We start from the raw sequence: 25,551 nt of genomic DNA, 5'->3' as shown, positions 1-25,551 counted from the left end.
GCGAGACTGTTTAAATGCAAATTGTGAATGCTCTTCCAACTAGAATAAAGTGGGTGGATGTACTAAAGGGATTGGCAATTATTTTTTTAGTTTTCTCACATTTGGTGCCTCATGGTTTTAAAGGGAATGAGATGATGGATAAGAGCTTTATTATAGGTTATTTTTATTCCTTCCATATGCCTCTTTTCTTTTTTGCTTCTGGGTTTACTTCTAATTTTCATAAGTATAAGTTTAGTAGTTTTTTGTGGTCTAAAATCAAAACAATTCTTTTACCATATACGACTCTTTATATATGCTCATTATTGTATTTTGGTTGGATGCATTGGATGGGGATTGTCGGAACGCTTGATCCAATGGTTGTTATTGAAACTTTTTTATATGCAGATGGAAATCACTTGGGTATTCTAAATATGTCTCTTTGGTTCCTACCTTGTCTCTTCTTAGCCCAGATCATTTCGTACTTAGTCTTGAAAATTTCGTCTAAAAGAAGTTATATGTATGTATTTTGGATATTGCTAACCATACTTGGTGCATTCTTAAGTAAGCTTGACACACATGCACTTCCTTGGTCATTTGGCACGTCAATTAATGCAGCTTCTTTAATTATTTGTGGTTATATATTCAAGTTGAATGAGCAATATTTTATTGAAAAAATCAGAATTAACAAACCATATTTTGCTTACGCGGCGGGTTTCCTGGGTCTTTTATTATTTTTAATAAATGATAAACCAGGCATGTCAGGAAATTACTATGGACATAATTATGTATTATTTTATCTGTCAGTGTTGGCTAGTTTAATATTTTATATATACGTATCCAAAAAAATAGAGTCGTCTAGCTTACTGTCCTATTTTGGCAAAAATTCTTTAATTATATTTGGTCTGCATGGTTTAATACTTAGCTTCTGGGAGAATGTGAATTTTTACGAGAAGTTTTCTGTTAAAACAAATATGTATTTAGACGGTATTTCATTTGTTGTTATTTCTACCTTACTTGTCTTCTTAAGTTGTATTCTTTTTATTGAACTATTTAATAGATTCTTACCTTTCCTGATTGGCAAAAAATTTAGTTTTGGCAGCTCTAAAACAACAACTATTCCTTATAAGAATGCCTGATAATTAACTTACACAAAAGCCCCCGATTTTTTTCGAGGGCTTTTTGTGTATGCATCGATATCTGTATTGAATTAGAATAGATCTGGATTATCAGGGTATATTTTTTTGAATTGTGAACGTATAAGTTCAATTTTTTCTTTCGTGATGGATGATGTCTTTTTCAAGACTATGGTTTTTACGTTATTATCAAGAGTATAGCTCTTTAAAGGTATATAATTATTTTTAAGAGATCCGTTCATTACCTCTTCTGCGAGAATACCTACAACTTTTTGACCACTTTCACCTAAATGGTATTGTGTAGGTGATGCGATCACGACATAATCGGACTCAAAAAACGACACTGGAAAGCCATCTCTTAAATCAACGTGATGGGTCAGATTCATAAATGGAAGAGCGTTGCTATTGTCAGGCATTTCAATCTGTCTGAGTATGTCATCATTAAGAATTCCAGAGCTAGACAGAACATATACTTTATGCTGCTCTGATGAGATTTCCTTAAGATAAGCAGTTAATTGTTTTAGAACAGGTATATCTGTTCTTACTCTAGGTGTTTGTTTAAAGTCACTGAATAAAGAAGAAAAATAGGTAACAGGTCGTGCATTTACATTAGTGAACGTTACCAAAAAATTACAAGCGACTAAATAAACTAGAATAACTAAGAAAACATTTTTTGCATACTTTATCTTGGACAAATAGTTTAGAATAAGAATAACGCCACAAATAAATAGAATTAATACGTTCACTGTAAGAAGATAATAATGCTGAGAAGCTAAGCTTTGAATTCTTGTAAAAAGAAAGTACGTAATAAATAAGTTCGTAACTAGAAAGATTGATATATACCTAGTTGTACTAATAAATAACAAGCCTATGCAACCAACAAGAGCTATCAGAAAAATGAAGGCACCATAATGATAAAATAAATTCTGTAAGTTACTTAAGACGTCACCAAAATAATAAGCTGAGTAGGCGTTTTTAAAGTTATTGGTTAGGGCTCTTTGAATAAATTCATTGAAGAATATAATAAGAAATAACGCGCTTGAAGATCCTATAATGAAAAAATTTAAAATAATCTGCAAGAGCTGTTTGAAGCGAAACTCTTTTTCTAGAATCCATTTGAACAAAAAAGCGATACTGATCGAGCCAAAAAGAGATACGATCCAAAACCCATACCATCTTCTTGTGAATGTTAGTAATACCAAGCAAGCTGCTAAGAGTAAAACTGCTTTTAAATTTAAGCGTTCAAAATCATTATTAAATAAGATAACAAGGGACAAGCAAATAAAAATGAGTCCTATAGAATCCAGATATCCACCTAACATAGGAGCTATCATAATTGGAAAGGTAAATGTAAGTACAAAGATCATAAAAACGTTCAACTTTGTGTTTAACTGGATTTGATCAGCAATCTTGATACATAATAAGAAAAGTATCAAACAAGAAGGATACAAGAAGCAGGTATAGATTGCCAAGACATAGCTCATGTAGCTTGTACCTAAGAACTTTAATGGTAAAGAGAGAAAGACTGTTGGGAAAACGGAATAATCGTCTCTTAAAATGCTTGCATAGATTTGTTTAGATGCTGCTATAAAATCTGTACTTAAAAGGTTGTTAAATTGTATGGACGTATTCCAATAGGCTGAAAAGTCCCAATAATAAATGAAATGCTCCCTTTGAAGGAATGCGTAAATGAATATTATCCCAACTAGATAACCGCCAAAAGCTAGGTATTGCACCATTATTTCTTTCTTGGCATATGTTAAGATACCACTAATGTGTAAAATGTATGTAGCACCTATGACAAACGACTGCGCAATATTTAGACCGAATAATATGGAAATATAGTAAGAATCGACTTTAAACAGTATTAGAATCGGGATAAGTAGCCACATCAGAACCAAATAGGACCAAACAAAATTTTTATTAACTCTCGATAAATTCAAAAGCATATTCCCTCCCAATATAGTGTGCTTATTAATCTTATAGTAATCATAAATGAAAGTATATACTCAAGATGTTGGAGGTTTCGTGAATGATAATAAAGGAAGTACTTTCAGGTGCAAAAATCATTGAACCCGTGGTTCATGGTGATCACCGTGGTTTTTTTATGGAAAGTTACAATGAACAGATCATGAAAGAAAACGGAATAGACCATGCTTTTATTCAAGATAACCAATCCTTGTCTGCAGAAGCCGGTGTGATTCGTGGATTGCATTACCAACTTAATCCTAAAGCACAGACCAAACTCATTCGTGTGCTTTTTGGAGCTATCTACGATGTGATTTTGGATATTCGTAAAAGTTCTCCGACGTTCGGTCAATGGGTCGGAGTCATCTTAAGCGAGCATAATAGACGTCAGCTACTGGTGCCTAAGGGTTTTGCTCATGGGTTCTGTACGCTTGTTCCTAACACTCAAGTGCTGTATAAGGTAGACGAGTATTATTCACCTGAAAATGATTGTGGAATTCTGTGGAATGATCCTGCACTAGGGATTGATTGGCCAACTTCTCATGCTATTCTTTCGGAGAAGGATCAGAAGCATCCAGCACTGGCTGACGCAAACATTAATTTTGATTAGAGGAATAATAAGATTTAGGAGGTCTGTATGAAACTTCTTGTCACCGGCGGGGCCGGATTTATAGGCAGTAACTTTGTATTGTATATGCTAAAACACCATCCAGATTACGAAATTGTAAATATAGATGCTCTTACCTATGCAGGTAACTTGGAAAATTTGAAATCCATTGAAAATAATCCCAAACATAGCTTCATCAAAATAGATATTACCGACGCACAAGCGATTGACCAGCTGATGCAGCAGGGAATCGATGTGGTAGTTAATTTTGCAGCGGAGTCACATGTGGATCGGAGTATTTTGGAACCGGAAGTGTTTGTGAAAACAAACGTATTGGGTACGCAAGTGCTACTGGACGCAGCCAAGAAATATAACGTGACCAAGTTTGTACAGGTATCAACAGATGAGGTGTACGGTTCTCTGGGAGAAACAGGATTGTTTACGGAGGAAACTCCGTTGCAGCCTAATAGTCCTTATTCTGCATCCAAGGCAGGTGGCGATCTGCTAGTTCGTGCATATCATGAAACCTTCGGTTTACCAGTGAATATCACGCGTTGTTCTAACAACTATGGTCCATACCAGTTTCCTGAAAAATTGATCCCGCTAATGATCTCACGTGCACTGAGCGATCAACAGCTACCTGTATACGGGGATGGCTTGAACATTCGCGACTGGTTGTATGTAGAGGATCATTGCAGTGCAATTGATCTGGTCATTCATCAGGGTAAACTGGGTGAAGTATACAATATCGGGGGAAATAACGAGCGGACAAATGTGCATATCGTCAAAACGGTATTGGAGGAGCTGGGCAAGCCAGAATCTCTGATTTCGTATGTGCAGGATCGTCCAGGTCATGACCGCCGTTATGGTATTGATCCAACGAAGACGATGAATGAGTTGGGCTGGAAGCCAAAGCACTCTTTTGAAACCGGCATTAAAGAAACGATTCGCTGGTATCTGGACAACGAAGAATGGTGGACTCGCATTCAATCTGGCGAATATCAACAATACTATGCAAAGCAGTACGGTTCCCGCTTGGGGGATGCGTAGAATGAAGGTATTGGTTACTGGAGCATCCGGCCAACTTGGTAAAGACGTAGTAAAGGTTTTTCAGGAGCAAGGACATGATGTCCTTGGTTACGATCGCGAACAATTGGATATCACGGATTTGCAGCAGACTGTGAAGATTGTAGGACAATATCAACCTGATGTCGTAATCCACTGTGCAGCGTATACGGCTGTGGATGCAGCGGAGACCGATGTAGACGGGGCTTATCAAGTCAACGCGGCAGGTACACGTAATATGGCGCTGGCTGCGGAAAAGGTTGGAGCCAAGCTGGTTTATATCAGTACAGATTATGTGTTCGATGGAACGGCAAAGCAGCCATATCATGAGTACGATAATACCAATCCGCAGAGTATCTACGGAAAGTCCAAACGGGCGGGAGAGGTATTGGCCCAAACACTTTCCTCTAGGTATTTTATTGTTCGTACATCTTGGGTTTATGGATTGCACGGGAACAATTTTGTCAAAACGATGCTGAAGCTTGGTCAGGAGAAGCCGCTCCTGCAGGTGGTGAATGATCAGAAGGGTTCACCTACCTATACAGTGGATTTGGCACGTTTTTTGGCGGAATTGATTCAAACGGAGAAGTATGGCGTATACCATGCATCCAATAGTGGCTCCTGTACCTGGTATGAATTTACGCAAGCTATTTTACAGGATGCGGCGGAAATATTAGATGCCAAGATCACAGCGAAATTGGAGCCGTGCAGCACAGAGCAATTCCCCAGACCGGCAGCGCGGCCACGCAACTCTGTTATGGAGCATATAGCGATCCGAACCAACGGGTTAAATGATTTGCGCGACTGGCGTGAGGGATTGCGTGATTTTTTGCAGGAGTGTCTTAGTAAATCCGAGTAATTAAAACCTTATTATAAATATCAACAATCTCCCATCAGTTCATGATTGGGAGATTTTATTGTATTAAAGACTATGTTGATTAAGGACAATGAGCATTATAATGTATAAGCAGATGGAACCTATTGTCCCTCTATTACACATTTTAAAAGAAGGTGGTCATTACTCTGAACAGACCTAACATACAAATTTTATTGTCTACATATAATGGAGCAGCTTATTTAGATGAGCAAATAGAAAGTCTCATCAATCAAAAAGACGTAGAAGTTCAGATTCTAATTCGTGATGATGGCTCGACAGATGATACGGTTGCCAAGTTGAGAGTGCTGAAGCAACGTTATCCTCAACAGATTATTTTATGCCTCGAAAGCAATGTAGGGGTTATCAAAAGCTTTTTTGATTTGATTCAAAGATCGTCTGAGACATTCGACTATTACGCTTTTTGTGATCAGGATGATGTGTGGATGCCGAACAAACTTGCTCAGGCTGCGGCTCATCTGAGGGATCAGGATGGAAGCCGGCCGCTGATGTACTGTTCTGCTACACAAATGGTCTCTCAATCATTGGAACCACTTAAAGTATGGCCAGCTGACATCCCCCGACCTGTATCCGTCTATAATGCTCTCATTGAGAATGTGTGTGTAGGTTGTACCATGGTGATCAATACAGAAACACTCGAGCTCGTGAAAAAGAGAATTCCGACTTCTTTGGATAACATTATTATGCATGACTGGTGGATTTACTTATGCACCTCCTCTTTTGGTGAGGTTGTTTTTGACCCCGAGCCGTCCATTTGGTATCGGCAGCATCAAAACAATGTGCTGGGAGGTTCTACCGATGGCTGGGTTAGCAAGTGGAGGAAAAGACTAAGTAGATTTGTAAAAGGGAAAAATCGCTATATTTTAAGCAAACAAGCTCAGCAATTTATTCAACTTTATGGACAAGACATGTCTCCTCAAATGTATAAAGATATGGATCAATTCCTGGACAGCTACCAAAAGGGCGTATTTTCTCGTATGAAATATATTTGGCAGTCTCCATTTTATAGGCAGTCACGGTTGGACAACTGGATTTATAAGTTGGTTTTCATAATGAGGAAGTTATAGAGGTATGGAAAGAAAAATATTGAAACTTTTTTCCATATATGAGCGTCAAATAGTCAAAGGTGCAAATGAATACTAGATAAAATACCATCGAATGCGTGTTCCTTTATGGAAAAATATAGTATAATTGAAACGTGCAACCGATAGAGCTGGCAAGGGCGGTCGGCTAACTCTCCCGAGGAGGGGGGTGAAGCCTGTGACAGTGTTTGAGGCGCTCAGTTTAATGCTGACGTTCGGGGCGTTAATCGTCACACTGTTAGAGTTTAACAAACGAAAATAGACCGCCCCCGCAAGGAAGGGTCTATTTTCGGCCTGATTGTTCCAAAACCGTCCGCTCTTGGAGCGTTGGTTGCGCAGGGGCTGGCTGGCACCAGCCCTTTTTCCATGTATATCTTACCACGATGAATTTTAGACCTCAACCGAGGATTTTACAAAAATCTAATAAACGACTCCCAATGAACAATATATAGATCGAAATGGTTTCGTTTGTCTATATTTGCACTTTGGAGAGACAGGAATCGAATTTTGTGAAATTCTACTAACTATGTAAGGTTACAAGTTATGTGCTTTTTTGCGCCCCGTGGTCTGCGCGGTATGCTATAATAGGCGATAGTAGAATAGATTACTGAATTTGTCAGGAGCGTTTTAAATATGGATGTAAGCATACTGGTCGTCAACTATAATACGTGTCAATTGACGCTGGATTGTTTGCAATCGGTGTATGCGTCAAAGCCGCAGTACCGATATGAAGTGATTGTTATTGATAATCACTCCAGTGACGGATCTGTTGAGGCTATTCGTGCTGCATACCCGGAGATTACGTTGATAGCCAATAAGAATAATACAGGTTTTGCCAAGGCGAACAACCAGGGGATGGAAGTAGCCAGCGGGCGTTATATATTGTTATTGAACTCCGATACGTTGGTGCAACCGGACACGCTGGATACAATGATTCAGTTTATGGATACGCATCCGGAGATGGGGGCATCGGGTTGCAAGGTCATCTTGCCGGATGGATCATTAGACAAGGCTTGTAAGCGAGGATTTCCAACGCCGTCAGCTTCTTTTTACTACGCTTTCGGCTGGTCGAAGCGTTACCCGGATAACCCGAAGTACAATCAATATCAGCTTGGGCATCTAAGCCCGGACGATGAGTATCCTGTAGATGTACTGGTAGGTGCTTTTATGCTGGTGCGCCGGGAGACGATTGACCAGGTCGGGGGGTTGGACGAAACCTTTTTTATGTATGGTGAGGATATTGACTGGTGTTACCGGATTAAGCAAGCGGGGTGGGGCATTTACTACTACCCGCGCACATATATTATTCATATCAAAGGGGGCAGCGCTCGCCGTCGTCCTTTGAAAATTATTTATGAGTTTCATAGAGCAATGTGGGTATTTCATCGTAAGCATTATAAACAGCAATACAGTTGGATCACCAATATGGCTGTATATGCGGGAATTACCGTGAAATTTGGAATGGCCTTTCTAAAAAATAAGTTGTCCGCACCGGTCAAGCCAGACGGCGGGGAACAATCTCGTACTGAGGTGAAAGCATGATACGCAGAAATCAGCGTTTTTTAACCCAATTATATATTGTGGCGGATTTCGCGGTCATTCAGTTGTCCTTTCTGATCGCTTGGTTTTTCAAATTTGAAAGTGAATGGATCACCTATAAAGAACCGCTTCCTATTCAAGTATATGGAGGCTGGAGCTTAATCTACGGCCTGATTGCTGTAGTGTTGGGGATGTTATTCTCGCTCTATTCGCCCAAACGCAAAAAACGGTTTGCAGACGACGTATTCCGCGTCACCCAGATTCATATCGTTGGCCTGTTCGTGCTGTTGAGTGTAATGTTCTTCGTGAAGCAAATCGACATTTCGCGGTCCTATTTGGCAATCTATATGATTGGAAACGTTCTGCTTATTTTGTTTTACCGATTTTTTTTGAAGCAAGTTCTTAAAGCTCTCCGTCAAAAAGGATACAACAAGCAATTCATGCTTATTCTCGGGGCGGGTACTCTAGGCCAACGATTTTATCATAACCTTGGACAGTATCCTGATCTGGGATACGAGGTAGTGGGTTTTCTGGATGATAAGCGGCATTGGAGTGAAGAGGAAGAGGCGCATTTTCGCCCGATTCTTGGAGGCTTAGATCAATTGGAGGCTACGCTGTCGCGTCTGATGATTGACGAGGTCATTCTGGCGCTGCCGCTGGATGCTCATGATAAGTACCCCAAGATTATCAACATGTGTGAAAAAGCTGGAGTGCGCACGCTTATAATCCCCGACTTTTTCGATTATTTGCCGGCTCGCCCGTACTTTGACAACTTTGCAGGTATGCCGATGATCAATGTACGGGATATTCCACTGGATGTGGCGGGGAATCGATTGTTTAAGCGTCTGTTCGATATTTTATTCTCTTTATTCGCGATTCTCCTGACCTCTCCGATCATGCTAGGGGTGGCGATTGGTGTGATGATTACATCCAGAGGGCCAATCATTTTTAAGCAGGAGCGGGTAGGCTTGAACCGTCGCACCTTCCGAATGTACAAATTTCGTTCGATGAAGGTGCTGCCCCCTGGAACTGAAGATACGGGCTGGACGACTGCTAATGACCCAAGACGCACACGTTTTGGTACTTTTATTCGTAAAACGAGTCTCGACGAGTTGCCGCAATTTTTCAACGTTCTGCTGGGTGATATGAGTGTCGTTGGTCCACGCCCAGAACGACCCTATTATGTGGATCAGTTCCGTGAGGAAATTCCAAAATACATGGTGAAGCATCATGTTCGTCCTGGAATCACAGGCTGGGCACAGAGCAACGGGTTGCGTGGAGATACATCTATTGAGGAACGGATTAAGCATGACATTTTCTATATTGAGAACTGGTCGCTCTTATTCGATATTAAAATTATTTTCCGTACGATTCGCAATGGTTTCAAGAACGCGTATTAATCCAGAGTCACCCTTCGGTTTAGCCGGAGGGTGTTTTTGCGTCTGGCAGTTGTTTTGAGTATGCGTATGTGGGGTATTGACCTGTACGAAAAGGATGTGACACCCTATGAAACGACTAATTGCTGCGGTCATTCTTTTAATATTAACCGGCACATTTTTACTGGGTTACAAAGGGCAATCTACAGAAGAACATACTGGCTTTACCACGCACCGTGTGATTTCGCATGCCATGGGAGCCGTTGATGGTTTGGCCTATACTAATGCGCGTGAAGCGTTTGTGGAAAATTATAAAAAAGGCAGCCGCGTATTCGAGGTCGACCTGATGTTTACTTCGGACGGACATTTGGTGGCGCGCCATGAATGGACAGAATCCTTTACAGAGCAAATGCAACAGGAACACGCAGTTGCTACAGAACAGGGCGGAAAACCTTGGAGCTATCATCAATTTAAAAACACACCCATACACGGTTCCTATACTCCAGTAGATTGGAAGGATGTATTGGATCTATTGGAAACATACCCGGATGCTTATATTGTGACCGATACGAAAGAACAGGACCCTGCCCAAATCAAACAGTTGTTTGCACAACTGACCCGTCAGGCACAGGAGAAAAACCCCGAGCTTTTGTCCCGTATTGTTCCTCAAATTTACAATGAAGAAATGCTGCAAACGTTGCGGAGTATTTATCCCTATTCATCCGTTATTTATACGCTCTACGCCACAGAGGATAAAGATGATCAGATCCTTCGATTTGTACAGCAAAATGATATAACGGCAGTAACTTTACCAGAGAATCGGGTGAGTGGTGCTTTAGTGGAAAGTTTGCGTCAGGCAGGGGCAGTGTGCTACGTAAATACTATTAATGAGTTGAAGGATGCGGCTGAGTATGAGCAGATGGGTGTGCGAGGTTTCTATACAGATATTTTAACGGAAAAAGAACTTAGTAAACGCAGTTGGTTGTATGCGCTACGACCATGAGCTGTCTGAACGGGGTGTTCCCATTTGATACGAACATTGACACCTTTTAAGCACTGTCATAGACTTAGCATAGAACGCTTTTGGATATTGGAATTCGGCTCGACTGGATCATAACAAAAGCAATGGATGCTGGAGGAATGTGTGTTGGCAGATTCAATTCAATCATGGAAGCATGTGTTTAAGCTTGATCCTGACAAGGAACTGGATGATGAGGCACTTGACGCCGTGTGTATGTCTGGTACGGACGCCATTATGGTAGGAGGTTCATCGGGCGTAACCTATGAAAATACGGTGGATTTGCTGTCACGGGTTCGGCGTTATGAGGTGCCGTGTGTGCTTGAGGTGTCCGATCTGGAGGCTGTAGTGCCAGGGTTTGATCTATATATGATTCCCATGGTACTGAATACCACTGACAGTAATTGGATTCTAGGGCAGCATCAACGTGCGATTGAACAGCTTGGTTATGTGATCCCGTGGGATTTGCTTGTGGCGGAAGGATATATTGTTTTGAACGGTGATTCCACGGTCGCTAAGCTTACCGGAGCAGATGCTTCACTGGGTGCTTCATCTGCCGCCTCATATGCACAGATTGCTGACAAGCTCATGCATCTGCCGATTGTATATGTGGAATATAGCGGTGCTTTTGGGGATATGGAGCTGGTGCAAAAAATACATCGCAGTACGGAGCGCTCTCGTGTCCTATACGGGGGAGGAATCGTGGATAAATCTACCGCGTTACAAGCGGCTGCGGTTTGTGACACCATTGTAGTAGGTAACATCATTTATCGTGACTTGGCGAAGGCGCTGGAGACGATAGCTGTGAAATTGGAAGTATAGAACGTGAATTTATGGAAGCTCAGGGAAAGGAGCATGCACGCATGCAATCAATAGATATACACGAGGCGGTAGCTCGCCTTAATCCGCCTCAGCGTCAGGCTGTGGAGGCGGTAGATGGTCCGCTGCTGATTATGGCTGGCGCAGGCAGTGGTAAAACACGGGTGCTCACGCACCGAATAGCTTACCTCATCGCGACCCGCAAGACGGCTCCATGGGGCATTTTGGCGATTACCTTTACGAACAAGGCTGCGCGTGAAATGCAGGATCGCGTATCCAAGCTGATTGGCCCGCAGGGGAGAGATGTATGGGTATCCACCTTCCACTCGATGTGTGTGCGTATTTTACGTCGGGATATCGAGCGGATTGGCTTCACCTCCAATTTCAGCATTTTGGATTCTACGGATCAATTGTCTGTCATTCGGAGCTGCATGAAGGATCTGAATATAGACACCAAAAAGTTTGAACCCAAAGCGGTTCAGTCTATGATGAGTACGGCTAAAAATGAACTGGTCACTCCCGAAATGTATGAGCGCAAGATTGGCGACTATTTTGAGGGGATTGTGGCGAAGGTATATACCAAGTACCAACAACGGCTCAAAAACAACAACTCTCTTGATTTTGATGATTTGATCATGGCAACGATTCAGCTATTTAAAGAAGTACCTGAGGTACTGGATTTCTACCAGAAGAAATTTCAATACATTCATGTTGATGAATATCAGGATACGAACCGTGCGCAGTACATGCTGTGCAAAATGCTGGCCGACAAGCATCACCGGATTTGCGTAGTAGGTGACAGTGACCAATCCATCTATCGGTGGCGGGGGGCGGATATTAGCAACATTTTGAATTTTGAAGAGGACTACCCGGAAGCGCGCACCATTTTGCTGGAGCAGAACTACCGGTCCACCTCAAATATTCTCAATGCTGCCAACGAAGTTATTGGTCAAAATACAGGCCGCAAGCCGAAGAAACTATGGACTGACAAAGAAGGCGGAGCCAAGATTAAAGTTTACCGTGCTGACTCCGAGCATGATGAGGGCTACTTTATCGCCTCAGAAATTCATAAGAATATTAATGCGGGCAAAACCTATAGCCATCATGCCATTTTGTACCGTACGAATGCTCAGTCTCGGGTTGTCGAGGAAATTTTGATTAAATCGGATATTCCTTACCAGATCGTGGGCGGTATCAAGTTCTATGATCGTAAAGAAATTAAGGATTTGCTGGCGTATCTTCGCCTACTCTCCAATCCTGACGACGACATCAGCTTGATCCGAATCATTAATGTGCCAAAACGAAGCATCGGAGACACGACCGTCGGTAAATTGCAGGCAGCTGCAGCGGAACGTGGAGTTTCGATTTTCCGTGTCCTTCAAGTTGTAGACGATTTGGGCTTTGCAGGACGTACGCGCAATGCGTTGGTAGAGTTTTACGATATGATCGAAGGTTTAAGTCGGATGGTAGACTACCTGTCGGTTACCGAGTTAACAGAAAAAATGTTGGAAACCACCCAATATCGATTGGAACTGCAAAACGAGAATACACTTGAGTCACGCTCGCGTTTGGAGAATATTGATGAGTTCCTGTCGGTAACCATGGAATTTGAAAAAGGAGCGGAAGACAAGTCACTCGTCTCCTTCCTGACCGACCTTGCTCTGATTGCCGATATTGATTCCATGAATGACGATGAAGAAGAGCAAAGCGATGCGGTTGTATTGATGACCATGCATAGCGCCAAAGGACTGGAGTTTCCTATCGTATTTATTGTCGGTATGGAGGAGGGAGTATTCCCTCATAGTCGTGCTTTTCTGGATAACGAAGAGCTGGAGGAAGAGCGCAGATTGGCGTATGTCGGGATTACCCGTGCAGAGGAGCAACTGTTCCTTACATGCGCACAGATGCGCACTCTGTTTGGCCGCACCACAGCTAACCCGCCTTCCCGCTTTCTCGAAGAGATTCCGGACGAGTTAAAAGAGGATACGATCATTAAACGTGACCGCTACCGCCGTTCAGGCAATGTAGGCGGATCTTATGGTGGGCGCGGACTGAATAAAGGTAGTGGCAGCAACTTTGGTGGAGAACGCTCGTTTGATACGATGAGCCGCAGTGGTTCGTCCGCTTCCGCGTCACCCCGCGTAACAGTAACGACATCTTCATCTGCGAAAGCAACTCCGGCTGCTTCGGCAGGAGGCCCCTCCATTTTTGCGGCTGGAGACAAGGTACAGCATGGCAAATGGGGGATTGGAACCATTGTCGCTGTAAAAGGGACGGGTAATGATATGGAGCTTCAAATTGCTTTCCCGGCTCCAGTAGGGGTTAAACGACTGCTGGCTGGCTTTGCACCAATTACAAAAGTAGAATAAATCTCAAACATCATTAAATCTCGAACCTCATGAGTGGCAGCTTGGCTTAGGCCTCTGCCCTGATGAAGTTCCCGGAGGGATACGCCTGCATGAACCCAATGCACAGGATGGAGCAGCTTGTTGCTGAACTGAACACATATAACTATCATTACTACACACTGGATGAACCCAAGATCAGCGACAAAGAATATGATGTGCTTTATGACGAGCTGGTAGCGCTTGAACAGACGAGCGGTCTTGTGCTGCCGGATTCGCCGACACAGCGTGTGGGTGGGGAGTTACTCAAAGGTTTCACACCGCATCGCCACCTTGCCCCATTATGGAGCCTTGATAAAGCTCAGAATATGGAACAGCTGCGTGCATGGAACGCGCGTGTTGTTAAACTGGTCAATGATTACAATACCAAGAACCCGGAGCAACCTTTGCCATCTCCAGGCTATGCAATAGAACTTAAATTTGATGGACTGACGCTGAACCTGACGTATACAGATGGACAGCTGGTACAGGCTTCCACCCGCGGTAATGGCGTTGTGGGTGAGGGAATACTGGCACAGGTGAAGACGATTAAATCCGTACCACTTACAATTCCTTTTCGAAATGGAACAATTGAAGTACAGGGAGAAGGGATAATGAATCTCTCTGTATTGTCCAAATATAATGAGACTGCCGTGGACCCTCTTAAAAATGCACGCAACGCCGCAGCTGGCGCTTTGCGTAACTTGAATCCCAAAGTGACAGCTGAACGACGATTGAATGCATTTTTCTACAATGTGGGATATGCAGACCGTATCCAATTTGACAGCCACCAGGAAATGATGACTTTCCTGCGTGAAAATCATTTTAAGGTAAACCCTTACCTGACTTACTTTGATAATTTTGAAGATGTAATGGAGCAACTGATTGAGATTGAAGAATCTCGTGCCGGATTGGATTATCTCATTGATGGGGCAGTATTGAAAATTACAGATATGCGCACACGTGAGGCTCTCGGGTATACCGATAAATTCCCACGCTGGGCGGTGGCATATAAGTTCGAAGCTGAGGAAACGACAACGGTGCTTAACTCGGTTGAGTGGAATGTAGGACGAACCGGTAAAATCACCCCACTTGCAAGGGTAGAGCCGGTAGAGCTGGCGGGAGTCACTGTACAAAATTGTACACTGAACAATGCTGGTGACATTGAGCGCAAAAACCTGAAGTTTGCTTTGGGGGCACGTGTGTTTATCCGTCGCTCAAACGATGTCATTCCGGAGATATTAGGAAAGGTAACGTCTGAGAACGACGGTGAGGAAATTGTCGTACCAGATCATTGTCCAGCCTGCGGGTTTCCGTTGCAGCAGCGAGGTGCCCATTTGTTTTGCGACAATAAGCTGGGGTGTAAACCACAAATTGTGGCTCGTATTTCCCATTTTGCTTCACGTGATGCTATGGATATTGAGACATTCAGTGACAAAACGGCCATACAGCTACATGACGAACTGGAAGTGCGCGAGCCTGCGGATCTGTATACACTCCAATATGATGATCTTGTGAAGCTGGAGCGGTTTGGTGAGAAAAAGGCCAGTAACCTCTTGGCGGCACTAGAAAAGAGTAAAGAGAGAGATTTGGCTTCTTTCCTTTATGCTCTGGGTATACCGAATACCGGTAAAGCGACAACACGTATGTTGGCTGAACATTACCGTGATTTGCACAAGACGATGTCCGCTACGGTGGAAGAACTGATAGAACTACCGGATGTAGGCGGGATTGTAGCCGAAAGCATTGTGGCTTTCTTTGCCGATCCATTTACTCAGGCGGGAATTGAAAAGATGCTGTCTCTAGGGGTGAAAGCTCAAGCCCCTGAAGCTCCACAGGAGAAGAAGACAGACAGCTTTTTCAGTAGCAAAACGGTCGTGCTTACAGGTACCTTGCATCAGCTTACGCGTGAAGAAGCTGTATCCAAGCTGGAGGCGCTTGGAGCCAAAGTTGCGGGGTCTGTATCGAAAAAGACGGATCTAGTCATAGCTGGTGAAAAGGCTGGGAGTAAGCTGGCTAAGGCCCAACAGCTCGGAATTGACACCATAGAAGATGAGGATGAATTTATCAGACTGCTGGAACAAGAATAAATAGTTTTGCAATGAGTGCAGTCATTCCGCTCTGGGGCGGGGTGGCTGCCTTATTATCTGTTGTATCGTAGGAAATAAAATAGATATAAATAAATGCTTGCTAAATAACTTTAGGCATGATATATTATTAGACGTTGCTTTGAGAATAACATTTCTTGAAGCGAGGTTGCTGAAAAGATAATCAAAAAAAGATTTGACAAGAAAGCAACTCACATGGTATGATCTAATTCCTGACTCGTTGAACGAACGAGAACAGACAAGTTCTTTGAAAACTGAACAAATGGATGATGAAATAAAGATTTCTTCTTTTATAAAGAAGGATCGCTAGCATTAAAAATGAGCTTATCGCTCTTTCTATAAACCAACTTCGGTTGGTCTTTAATGGAGAGTTTGATCCTGGCTCAGGACGAACGCTGGCGGCGTGCCTAATACATGCAAGTCGAGCGGGGTTGATTAGAAGCTTGCTTCTAATCAACCTAGCGGCGGACGGGTGAGTAACACGTAGGCAACCTGCCCACAAGACAGGGATAACTACCGGAAACGGTAGCTAATACCCGATACATCCTTTTCCTGCATGGGAGAAGGAGGAAAGACGGAGCAATCTGTCACTTGTGGATGGGCCTGCGGCGCATTAGCTAGTTGGTGGGGTAAAGGCCTACCAAGGCGACGATGCGTAGCCGACCTGAGAGGGTGATCGGCCACACTGGGACTGAGACACGGCCCAGACTCCTACGGGAGGCAGCAGTAGGGAATCTTCCGCAATGGGCGAAAGCCTGACGGAGCAACGCCGCGTGAGTGATGAAGGTTTTCGGATCGTAAAGCTCTGTTGCCAGGGAAGAACGTCTTGTAGAGTAACTGCTACAAGAGTGACGGTACCTGAGAAGAAAGCCCCGGCTAACTACGTGCCAGCAGCCGCGGTAATACGTAGGGGGCAAGCGTTGTCCGGAATTATTGGGCGTAAAGCGCGCGCAGGCGGCTCTTTAAGTCTGGTGTTTAATCCCGAGGCTCAACTTCGGGTCGCACTGGAAACTGGGGAGCTTGAGTGCAGAAGAGGAGAGTGGAATTCCACGTGTAGCGGTGAAATGCGTAGATATGTGGAGGAACACCAGTGGCGAAGGCGACTCTCTGGGCTGTAACTGACGCTGAGGCGCGAAAGCGTGGGGAGCAAACAGGATTAGATACCCTGGTAGTCCACGCCGTAAACGATGAATGCTAGGTGTTAGGGGTTTCGATACCCTTGGTGCCGAAGTTAACACATTAAGCATTCCGCCTGGGGAGTACGGTCGCAAGACTGAAACTCAAAGGAATTGACGGGGACCCGCACAAGCAGTGGAGTATGTGGTTTAATTCGAAGCAACGCGAAGAACCTTACCAGGTCTTGACATCCCTCTGACCGGTCTAGAGATAGACCTTTCCTTCGGGACAGAGGAGACAGGTGGTGCATGGTTGTCGTCAGCTCGTGTCGTGAGATGTTGGGTTAAGTCCCGCAACGAGCGCAACCCTTATGCTTAGTTGCCAGCAGGTCAAGCTGGGCACTCTAAGCAGACTGCCGGTGACAAACCGGAGGAAGGTGGGGATGACGTCAAATCATCATGCCCCTTATGACCTGGGCTACACACGTACTACAATGGCCGGTACAACGGGAAGCGAAATCGCGAGGTGGAGCCAATCCTAGAAAAGCCGGTCTCAGTTCGGATTGTAGGCTGCAACTCGCCTACATGAAGTCGGAATTGCTAGTAATCGCGGATCAGCATGCCGCGGTGAATACGTTCCCGGGTCTTGTACACACCGCCCGTCACACCACGAGAGTTTACAACACCCGAAGTCGGTGGGGTAACCCGCAAGGGAGCCAGCCGCCGAAGGTGGGGTAGATGATTGGGGTGAAGTCGTAACAAGGTAGCCGTATCGGAAGGTGCGGCTGGATCACCTCCTTTCTATGGAGAATCGTTTCCTGCAACGGAAACATTCAAATATGAAGCGTAAGCTTCAAAAAATCATCATTCCATTTGTTCAGTTTTGATGGAACTTGTGAGGGGCCATAGCTCAGCTGGGAGAGCGCCTGCCTTGCACGCAGGAGGTCAGCGGTTCGATCCCGCTTGGCTCCACCAATTACAATTTCATCTTAAACTGTATGAGAATCGTTAACTCTTTGGAGATTGACTGATAATCAAACAGCTTTGCACCTTGAAAACTGGATACCGAAACGAAATTGCGTTTTAGAATATTCCTTTAAGCTGATCTTGTGTAAACAAGTGAAATAAAGGTAGCAGGTAAGGAAAAATCTTTTGCCTTTGGCAAAAATCATTCTTTATCGAACATCGACATTTTCTTTCTTTGAAAGAAAAGTCTAGGTTAAGCTACAAAGAGCACACGGAGGATGCCTAGGCGCCAGGAGCCGACGAAGGACGTGGCGAACAACGATAAGGCCTCGGGGAGCTGTAAGCAAGCCTTGATCCGGGGATGTCCGAATGGGGAAACCCGGCTGTCTTCATCGACAGTCACTTTCTGCTGAATACATAGGCAGAATAGAGGCAGACCAGGGGAACTGAAACATCTAAGTACCCTGAGGAAGAGAAAACAATAGTGATTCCGTCAGTAGCGGCGAGCGAACGCGGATTAGCCCAAACCAAGGAGCTTGCTCCTTGGGGTTGTGGGACGTCTCACATGGAGTTACAAAGGAACCGGTTAGATGAAGAGGTCTGGAAAGGCCCGCCAGAGAAGGTAAAAGCCCTGTAGTTCAAAACTTGTTCTCTCCGAGACGGATCCCGAGTAGTGCGGGGCACGTGAAACCCCGTATGAATCCGGCAGGACCATCTGCCAAGGCTAAATACTCCCTGGCGACCGATAGTGAAGCAGTACCGTGAGGGAAAGGTGAAAAGCACCCCGGAAGGGGAGTGAAATAGATCCTGAAACCGTGTGCTTACAAGAAGTCAGAGCCCGATCTATGGGTGATGGCGTGCCTTTTGTAGAATGAACCGGCGAGTTACGTTCCCGTGCAAGGTTAAGGTGAAGAGCTGAAGCCGCAGCGAAAGCGAGTCTGAATAGGGCGAATGAGTACGTGGACGTAGACCCGAAACCGGGTGATCTACCCCTGTCCAGGGTGAAGGTGCGGTAACACGCACTGGAGGCCCGAACCCACGCATGTTGAAAAATGCGGGGATGAGGTGGGGGTAGCGGAGAAATTCCAATCGAACCCGGAGATAGCTGGTTCTCCCCGAAATAGCTTTAGGGCTAGCCTCGGAAAAAAGAATCGTGGAGGTAGAGCACTGATTGGGTGCGGGGCCCGCAAGGGTTACCAAGCTCAGTCAAACTCCGAATGCCATAGATTTAGTTCCGGGAGTCAGACAGTGAGTGCTAAGATCCATTGTCGAAAGGGAAACAGCCCAGACCATCAGCTAAGGTCCCCAAGTGTGTGTTAAGTGGGAAAGGATGTGGAGTTGCACAGACAACCAGGATGTTGGCTTAGAAGCAGCCACCATTGAAAGAGTGCGTAATAGCTCACTGGTCGAGTGACTCTGCGCCGAAAATGTAACGGGGCTAAACACACCACCGAAGCTATGGCTTGATGCTTGCATCAGGGGTAGGGGAGCGTTGAATGCGGGTTGAAGGTGTACCGTAAGGAGCGCTGGACTGCATTCAAGTGAGAATGCCGGTATGAGTAACGAAAAGATCTGTGAGAATCAGATCCGCCGAAAGCCTAAGGGTTCCTGAGGAAGGTTCGTCCGCTCAGGGTAAGTCGGGACCTAAGGCGAGGCCGATAGGCGTAGTCGAAGGACAACAGGTCGAAATTCCTGTACCACCGTAATCCGTTATGAGCGATGGGGTGACGCAGTAGGGTAGTGACGCGGACTGATGGATGTCCGTCTAAGCAGTGAGGCTGGTGTGTAGGCAAATCCGCACATCGTAAGGCTGGGCTGTGATGGGGAGCGAAAATTGTAGTAGCGAAGGTCATGATCTCAGACTGCCAAGAAAAGCCTCTAGCCAGGAGAAGGTGCCCGTACCGCAAACCGACACAGGTAGGCGAGAAGAGAATTCTAAGGCGCGCGGAAGAACTCTCGTTAAGGAACTCGGCAAAATGACCCCGTAACTTCGGGAGAAGGGGTGCCTCGGTAGGGTGAATAGCCCGAGGGGGCCGCAGTGAAAAGGCCCAAGCGACTGTTTAGCAAAAACACAGGTCTGTGCGAAGCCGCAAGGCGAAGTATACGGGCTGACGCCTGCCCGGTGCTGGAAGGTTAAGGGGAGTGGTAAGCCTTCGGGCGAAGCTATGAACCGAAGCCCCAGTAAACGGCGGCCGTAACTATAACGGTCCTAAGGTAGCGAAATTCCTTGTCAGGTAAATTCTGACCCGCACGAATGGCGTAACGACTTGGGCGCTGTCTCAACGAGAGATCCGGTGAAATTTTAATACCTGTGAAGATGCAGGTTACCCGCGACAAGACGGAAAGACCCCATGGAGCTTTACTGCAGCTTGATATTGAATTTGGGTACGATCTGTACAGGATAGGTGGGAGCCGTAGAACTTTGAGCGCCAGCTTGAAGGGAGGCATCCTTGGGATACCACCCTGATCGTATCTAGGTTCTAACTTGGTACCGTAATCCGGTGCGAGGACAGTGTCAGGTGGGCAGTTTGACTGGGGCGGTCGCCTCCTAAAGAGTAACGGAGGCGCCCCAAGGTTCCCTCAGAATGGTTGGAAATCATTCGAAGAGTGCAAAGGCAGAAGGGAGCTTGACTGCGAGACCTACAAGTCGAGCAGGGACGAAAGTCGGGCTTAGTGATCCGGTGGTACCGCATGGAAGGGCCATCGCTCAACGGATAAAAGCTACCCTGGGGATAACAGGCTTATCTCCCCCAAGAGTCCACATCGACGGGGAGGTTTGGCACCTCGATGTCGGCTCATCGCATCCTGGGGCTGAAGTAGGTCCCAAGGGTTGGGCTGTTCGCCCATTAAAGCGGTACGCGAGCTGGGTTCAGAACGTCGTGAGACAGTTCGGTCCCTATCTGTCGTGGGCGTAGGAAATTTGAGAGGAGCTGTCCTTAGTACGAGAGGACCGGGATGGACGTACCGCTGGTGTACCAGTTGTTCCGCCAGGAGCACCGCTGGGTAGCTATGTACGGAAGGGATAAGCGCTGAAAGCATCTAAGCGTGAAGCCCCCCTCAAGATGAGATTTCCCAATTAGTAAGACCCCTTGAAGACGACGAGGTAGATAGGTTGGGGGTGGAAGTGCAGTAATGCATGGAGCTGACCAATACTAATCGGTCGAGGGCTTATCCTAAAAATAAAACGCAAATGAGTTTCGGATCCAGTTTTCAGGGTGTAACCTTGAAAGTATGTACAAGTGACATACAATAAGCGCATGGCTATTCATTCACACGATAAGTGATGAACCGAATAACCGTACGGGAGAATTTACGATGTAAATTCATGTTTGGTGGCGATAGCGGAGGGGTTCCACACGTACCCATCCCGAACACGACCGTTAAGCCCTCCAGCGCCGATGGTACTTGGACCGCAGGGTCCTGGGAGAGTAGGACGTCGCCAAGCAAAAGTGAAAAGGATGATAATCTCAATGAGATTATCATCCTTTTTTTATGTGTTTTTAGATGGCCACCTGCTTCTAAGGTTGACAGAGGGAAGAGGCTTTGCCACACTCTAAGTGTATAATCTTTTTATGGATGCCCAAGTATACAAGCGAGGTGACGAAGTTATGGAGATCAGGCAATTACAACGTGAGGAATTTGAAGCGGCTATTGAATTATCTCAATATGCTTTTCAGTTTACAATGTCCCAGGAAGATTTGGAAAAATCCAAGAAGAAATTCAAACCGGAGCAAACATGGGGAATATTCGACGGACATGACTTGAATGCTAAACTGACTTTGTTACCGCTACAGGTATACATAAACGGTCAGGTTTTTGATATGGGAGGCATTGCTGGTGTGGCAACTTGGCCAGAAAAGCGTCGCGGAGGCATGGTGTCACGTTTGTTGACGCATGCGCTTGAAGAAATGAAGTCTGCGGGACAAAGCCTTTCTTTTCTGCATCCATTCTCCTTTGCCTTCTATCGTAAATTTGGATGGGAAACGTATATTGAATATAAAAAGTACGTCATTCCCATTGATAAATTCCCTACAAAACTTAAAACAGAAGGTACAGTCAAACGCGATGTCAAAGATATTTCAGAACTGGACCAAGTGTATCAAGCGTATGCATCTCGTTATAATGGCACGCTGGTACGAGATAAGGAATGGTGGCAAGAGCGGATTTTAAATGAGAACTATCGAACTGCGGTATATTACTCTGAAACAGGCGATCCTCAGGGATATGCACTATACAAAATTGAAGATAAACAGTTGAATTGTGATGAGTTGGTATATGAAAATGAGACGGCTCGTCGGGCTTTATGGACTTATTTTGCAAATCATGACTCAATGATAGCCCAAGGTAAATTTAATTACGTTCCAGCAGATGACAATCTGCCATTTTTACTCGATGATCCACGAATTCAACAGGAAACGGTGCCTTATTTTATGGGTCGTATTGTGGATGCAGCTGCTTTTGTAAAGAGATACCCTTTTGAGCAGATTGGAGAGGAAACAAGTTTAACCTTAAGTCTGACAGATCGGTATGCTCCATGGAATGATGGATTATGGAGATTAACGATTACGACGAAAGGACAAGGCCATTTGGAGAGAGTGGATATAAGCTATTCATCTGAAAACGCCATAGTAGCTGACTTGAAACTTGGGATTCAGTCACTGACGACTCTGATGCTTGGCTACCAGCAGGCTGATGATCTGTATAAATGGGGTCGTATTGAAGGCAGCAATGAGTCTGTGTCTGCCCTTAAACGTGTAATACCAGTAAAACAAACGTTCTTATTGGATTTTTTCTGATAAAGGCCCATTTAGTTCTTCTTAGGCTCCATCTTTCAGAGAACATGACTTGCGTGGTTATCGTAATTTTCAAAACTCTTTCTGTAATGGGAAGAGTTTTTTTATGGTATTGTATAAAACATAATTAGATTGCGAAAAATGGTATTGACCCCTTGGCAAAAATGAATAATGTGCTATAATATGAATATAGTCAAAGAAAGTCAAAGTCAATCAAACCTCGTGTGATTCTATAGAAGTACTATGCTGATGGATTGGCTGTATAAGGTAATTTTGATAGCAAAGAAGTAAATGAGGATCGAAATGATTTGCGTATAGTTAGGAGCTGACTCTTATGAACATAAGAGAAGTGTATGATTAATCGCAAATAAAGGCCACACTAGAGACAAAACGGTACAATTCCAATGGATGTAGATCAGGCAATAGCCTGAATACAGCTTAGATTCGTGACTTTACCGTTTGGTTAAGTTCAATATACGGCGGACTCTGTGGAGCGTGAAATGTACTTGAATACTTGCGTTTCCGTTAGTGGAGGATGATGAAATGCGCAATGTTTCCGATATTATTGAACAATATTTGAAGAGTATATTGCTGGAAAGTCCCCAAGGTTTAGTGGAGATTCAGCGCAACGATCTGGCTGACCGCTTTTCCTGCGTGCCGTCGCAAATTAATTATGTAATTAGCACCCGGTTTACGCTGGAAAAAGGCTATGTGGTGGAAAGTAAACGCGGTGGCGGGGGCTACATTCGTATTCAGCGAATTCAGCTGCCTGCACAGCATGCCATCCATACACATCTTCATCAGAGCATCGGGGAGGAAATAAGCCAATCGGCAGCCGAAGGACTGATTTATCAGTTAGAGGAAGCCCATTTTTTAAGCAAAAGGGAAGCTAATTTAATGAAGGCTGCTTTATCAAGGGATACATTATTACTGAAGCTTCCCTATCGTGATCAACTGCGAGCAAGATTGCTTAAGGCTATGCTGATTTCGTTGCTGGCGACCAAATAGTGTGTGGAAAGAGACTAACGTTTGGATGTAGGGATTGGTATAAATCCTGACATTGAAGGAGGTGCTTTTATGCTGTGCCAAGAATGTAATATGCGGCCGGCAACTTTGCATTTCACCAAAATTGTGAATGGCGAAAAGACAGAGTTTCATATTTGTGAGACGTGTGCCAAGGAAAAAGGGGAGATGATCCCTGGAACACCTAACGGCTTTTCGATTCATAGCTTGTTGTCGGGGATGCTGGATTTTGACTCCAGTACAAAGAGCCAGTCTCCAGGCCACAGTGGTCCGCAGAACCTGCAATGCAAGGATTGTGGCATGACCTATGCACAGTTTAGTAAGCTGGGACGTTTCGGATGCCCGTCGTGCTATCAATATTTTGATAGTCGTCTGGACCCTCTGTTCAAGCGTGTGCATGGCAGTACGAATCATGTTGGTAAAGTTCCGGTTCGCACTGGAGGCCGACTGAAGGTTAAACGGCAAATTGACGATTTGAAAAAAGAGATGCAACAGCATATTGTACAGGAAGAATTTGAATCAGCTGCTGAGCTTAGGGATCAAATCAGAGAGCTTGAAAAAGAAATGACTGAAGAGTAAAGTTTGTGAAGAGTAGGAGGGATGCGTAATGCCCAATATTCGGTTTACGGAGAAGCCGCTAAGTGACTGGATGCGTGGTGATGCTGCGGATTCGGAGATTGTCATTAGCAGCCGGGTGAGAATTGCGCGTAACTTGCAGCATCTGCCTTTTCCCATGCTTGCTACCAATCAGCAGTCGGAAGAAGCACTTCAACGCTTGACGGATATCCTTCAGTATGATGATTTAGGCGGTTTTGGTACTTTCCATACGCTGAAAATATCCGAGTTGGATGAGATCGACAAGCAGGTGCTGGTTGAGAAGCATTTGATTAGTCCAAATTTGGCGAACGAATCTCGTAACGGTGCTGTTTTAATTAGCGATGATGAATCGGTTAGTGTTATGATAAACGAAGAGGATCATCTGCGTATCCAGTGCTTATATCCGGGATGTCAGGTTAGGGAAGCTTGGGAACGCGCTATGGTTATTGATGATGCATTTGAAGCGCATGTTGATTATGCATTTGATGATCGGAGAGGTTTTCTGACCAGTTGTCCGACGAATGTCGGCACAGGTATGAGAGCTTCGGTGATGATGCATTTGCCTGCATTAGTTATGACTCATCAAATCAATCGTATATTGTCTGCTGTTTCACAGGTAGGTCTTACAGTTCGTGGCATTTACGGTGAAGGCAGCGAAGCGGTCGGAAATTTGTTTCAGGTATCTAATCAGATTACACTGGGACAAACCGAAGCGGAGATTATTGAGAATCTACATGGCGTGGTGCTACAAATTATTGAGCACGAGCGTTCTGCCAGAGAAAGGCTAATGAATGAATCTATGCTGCGAATTACAGATCGGGTGATGCGTTCATTCGGTATTTTGTCATATGCAGCAGTATTGGATTCCAAGGAGGCTGCACAGCGGCTATCCGATGTACGTCTTGGCGTAGATTTAGGAATTTTGGAGCGTCCTTCCACCGCAGCGATGAATGAGCTGAATGTGATGACACAACCCGGGTTCCTGCAAAAAAGCTTTGGGGATAAAATGAATACCGAAGAGCGCGATATGTACCGGGCGAAGCTGATCCGGCAAAAATTAGGCACAACCCTTTAATATATAGAA

Annotated in this window: 17 protein-coding genes, 1 tRNA gene and 3 rRNA genes; 20 read left to right on the top strand and 1 reads right to left on the bottom strand. The window is 44.7% G+C overall.

Annotation, left to right across the window (positions count from 1 at the left end; translation table 11 throughout):
• The first annotated feature begins 14 nt into the window (after positions 1-14).
• A complete protein-coding gene (locus tag ACUUJN_RS23790; protein ID WP_340857627.1) occupies positions 15-1,115 on the top strand; it encodes an acyltransferase family protein in 1,101 nt (366 codons plus the stop codon).
• Positions 1,116-1,186: 71 nt separating this feature from the next.
• On the opposite strand, the gene ACUUJN_RS23785 is transcribed toward ACUUJN_RS23790, so the two are convergent.
• Positions 1,187-3,061, bottom strand: coding sequence for a hypothetical protein (locus ACUUJN_RS23785; protein WP_279835330.1), 1,875 nt, complete (start codon positions 3,059-3,061; stop codon positions 1,187-1,189).
• Between the two features lie 83 nt (positions 3,062-3,144).
• On the opposite strand from ACUUJN_RS23785, the gene rfbC reads away from it, so the two are divergent.
• From rfbC to mcsB, 19 genes are all read left to right on the top strand, one after another.
• Positions 3,145-3,690, top strand: coding sequence for a dTDP-4-dehydrorhamnose 3,5-epimerase (gene rfbC, locus ACUUJN_RS23780; protein WP_279835328.1), 546 nt, complete (start codon positions 3,145-3,147; stop codon positions 3,688-3,690).
• 27 nt (positions 3,691-3,717) lie between these two features.
• Complete coding sequence (rfbB, locus tag ACUUJN_RS23775) at positions 3,718-4,737, top strand: dTDP-glucose 4,6-dehydratase (RefSeq protein ID WP_053326195.1); 1,020 nt, start codon at positions 3,718-3,720, stop codon at positions 4,735-4,737.
• A gap of 1 nt (position 4,738) precedes the next feature.
• The gene (gene rfbD / locus ACUUJN_RS23770) at positions 4,739-5,611 is read left to right on the top strand and encodes a dTDP-4-dehydrorhamnose reductase (protein ID WP_279835326.1); all 873 of its coding nucleotides are present in this window, start codon (positions 4,739-4,741) and stop codon (positions 5,609-5,611) included.
• Positions 5,612-5,802: 191 nt separating this feature from the next.
• Positions 5,803-6,714 (top strand): glycosyltransferase family 2 protein, encoded by a 912-nt coding sequence (locus ACUUJN_RS23765; RefSeq protein WP_279835324.1) that lies wholly within the window; start codon positions 5,803-5,805, stop codon positions 6,712-6,714.
• Between the two features lie 184 nt (positions 6,715-6,898).
• Positions 6,899-6,991: a putative holin-like toxin gene (locus tag ACUUJN_RS23760; RefSeq protein WP_219727884.1), complete on the top strand. Its 93-nt coding sequence runs from the start codon at positions 6,899-6,901 to the stop codon at positions 6,989-6,991.
• 371 nt (positions 6,992-7,362) lie between these two features.
• On the top strand, positions 7,363-8,271 hold the full coding sequence (locus ACUUJN_RS23755; RefSeq protein ID WP_279835322.1) for a glycosyltransferase family 2 protein: 909 nt from the start codon (positions 7,363-7,365) through the stop codon (positions 8,269-8,271).
• A complete protein-coding gene (locus ACUUJN_RS23750; protein WP_023990580.1) occupies positions 8,268-9,668 on the top strand; it encodes an undecaprenyl-phosphate glucose phosphotransferase in 1,401 nt (466 codons plus the stop codon). The genes ACUUJN_RS23755 and ACUUJN_RS23750 overlap by 4 nt, the downstream gene beginning before the upstream one ends.
• Before the next feature lie 106 nt (positions 9,669-9,774).
• Complete coding sequence (locus tag ACUUJN_RS23745) at positions 9,775-10,647, top strand: phosphatidylinositol-specific phospholipase C/glycerophosphodiester phosphodiesterase family protein (protein WP_279835319.1); 873 nt, start codon at positions 9,775-9,777, stop codon at positions 10,645-10,647.
• A gap of 144 nt (positions 10,648-10,791) precedes the next feature.
• Complete coding sequence (pcrB, locus tag ACUUJN_RS23740) at positions 10,792-11,484, top strand: heptaprenylglyceryl phosphate synthase (protein ID WP_028542091.1); 693 nt, start codon at positions 10,792-10,794, stop codon at positions 11,482-11,484.
• A 41-nt stretch (positions 11,485-11,525) separates the two neighbouring features.
• A complete protein-coding gene (gene pcrA / locus ACUUJN_RS23735) occupies positions 11,526-13,850 on the top strand; it encodes a DNA helicase PcrA (RefSeq protein WP_023990577.1) in 2,325 nt (774 codons plus the stop codon).
• An 89-nt stretch (positions 13,851-13,939) separates the two neighbouring features.
• On the top strand, positions 13,940-15,955 hold the full coding sequence (gene ligA, locus ACUUJN_RS23730) for an NAD-dependent DNA ligase LigA (RefSeq protein ID WP_279835315.1): 2,016 nt from the start codon (positions 13,940-13,942) through the stop codon (positions 15,953-15,955).
• Positions 15,956-16,333: 378 nt separating this feature from the next.
• Positions 16,334-17,889 (top strand): 16S ribosomal RNA (locus tag ACUUJN_RS23725).
• 98 nt (positions 17,890-17,987) lie between these two features.
• Positions 17,988-18,063, top strand: a tRNA-Ala gene (locus ACUUJN_RS23720).
• 242 nt (positions 18,064-18,305) lie between these two features.
• A 23S ribosomal RNA gene (locus tag ACUUJN_RS23715) occupies positions 18,306-21,230 on the top strand.
• Between the two features lie 152 nt (positions 21,231-21,382).
• Positions 21,383-21,499, top strand: a 5S ribosomal RNA gene (rrf, locus tag ACUUJN_RS23710).
• Together the 16S, 23S and 5S rRNA genes with 1 tRNA gene alongside form the textbook arrangement of a ribosomal RNA operon.
• A gap of 163 nt (positions 21,500-21,662) precedes the next feature.
• Positions 21,663-22,850 carry a GNAT family N-acetyltransferase gene (locus ACUUJN_RS23705; protein ID WP_484668985.1) on the top strand — a complete coding sequence of 396 codons (1,188 nt, stop codon included), beginning with the start codon at positions 21,663-21,665 and terminating at the stop codon, positions 22,848-22,850.
• Positions 22,851-23,390: 540 nt separating this feature from the next.
• Positions 23,391-23,855, top strand: a complete 465-nt coding sequence (locus ACUUJN_RS23700; protein WP_013312188.1) for a CtsR family transcriptional regulator — start codon at positions 23,391-23,393, stop codon at positions 23,853-23,855.
• Positions 23,856-23,924: 69 nt separating this feature from the next.
• Positions 23,925-24,449 carry a protein-arginine kinase activator protein McsA gene (gene mcsA, locus ACUUJN_RS23695; protein WP_023990574.1) on the top strand — a complete coding sequence of 175 codons (525 nt, stop codon included), beginning with the start codon at positions 23,925-23,927 and terminating at the stop codon, positions 24,447-24,449.
• 28 nt (positions 24,450-24,477) lie between these two features.
• Positions 24,478-25,542 (top strand): protein-arginine kinase McsB, encoded by a 1,065-nt coding sequence (gene mcsB / locus ACUUJN_RS23690; RefSeq protein ID WP_023990573.1) that lies wholly within the window; start codon positions 24,478-24,480, stop codon positions 25,540-25,542.
• Positions 25,543-25,551 lie beyond the last annotated feature (9 nt).

This window comes from Paenibacillus sp. LRG-1, from assembly GCF_057220305.1.
This window is presented reverse-complemented; position numbering and strand designations above follow the sequence as displayed.

Excerpts from the sequence above, each read along its gene's own strand:
- ACUUJN_RS23790 (WP_340857627.1), top strand. The coding sequence starts at position 15 with ATGCAAATTGTGAATGCTCTTCCAACTAGAATAAAGTGGGTGGATGTA.
- ACUUJN_RS23785 (WP_279835330.1), bottom strand. The coding sequence starts at position 3,061 with ATGCTTTTGAATTTATCGAGAGTTAATAAAAATTTTGTTTGGTCCTAT.
- rfbC (WP_279835328.1), top strand. The coding sequence starts at position 3,145 with ATGATAATAAAGGAAGTACTTTCAGGTGCAAAAATCATTGAACCCGTG.
- rfbB (WP_053326195.1), top strand. The coding sequence starts at position 3,718 with ATGAAACTTCTTGTCACCGGCGGGGCCGGATTTATAGGCAGTAACTTT.
- rfbD (WP_279835326.1), top strand. The coding sequence starts at position 4,739 with ATGAAGGTATTGGTTACTGGAGCATCCGGCCAACTTGGTAAAGACGTA.
- ACUUJN_RS23755 (WP_279835322.1), top strand. The coding sequence starts at position 7,363 with ATGGATGTAAGCATACTGGTCGTCAACTATAATACGTGTCAATTGACG.
- ACUUJN_RS23750 (WP_023990580.1), top strand. The coding sequence starts at position 8,268 with ATGATACGCAGAAATCAGCGTTTTTTAACCCAATTATATATTGTGGCG.
- ACUUJN_RS23745 (WP_279835319.1), top strand. The coding sequence starts at position 9,775 with ATGAAACGACTAATTGCTGCGGTCATTCTTTTAATATTAACCGGCACA.
- pcrA (WP_023990577.1), top strand. The coding sequence starts at position 11,526 with ATGCAATCAATAGATATACACGAGGCGGTAGCTCGCCTTAATCCGCCT.
- ligA (WP_279835315.1), top strand. The coding sequence starts at position 13,940 with ATGAACCCAATGCACAGGATGGAGCAGCTTGTTGCTGAACTGAACACA.
- ACUUJN_RS23705 (WP_484668985.1), top strand. The coding sequence starts at position 21,663 with ATGGAGATCAGGCAATTACAACGTGAGGAATTTGAAGCGGCTATTGAA.
- ACUUJN_RS23700 (WP_013312188.1), top strand. The coding sequence starts at position 23,391 with ATGCGCAATGTTTCCGATATTATTGAACAATATTTGAAGAGTATATTG.
- mcsA (WP_023990574.1), top strand. The coding sequence starts at position 23,925 with ATGCTGTGCCAAGAATGTAATATGCGGCCGGCAACTTTGCATTTCACC.
- mcsB (WP_023990573.1), top strand. The coding sequence starts at position 24,478 with ATGCCCAATATTCGGTTTACGGAGAAGCCGCTAAGTGACTGGATGCGT.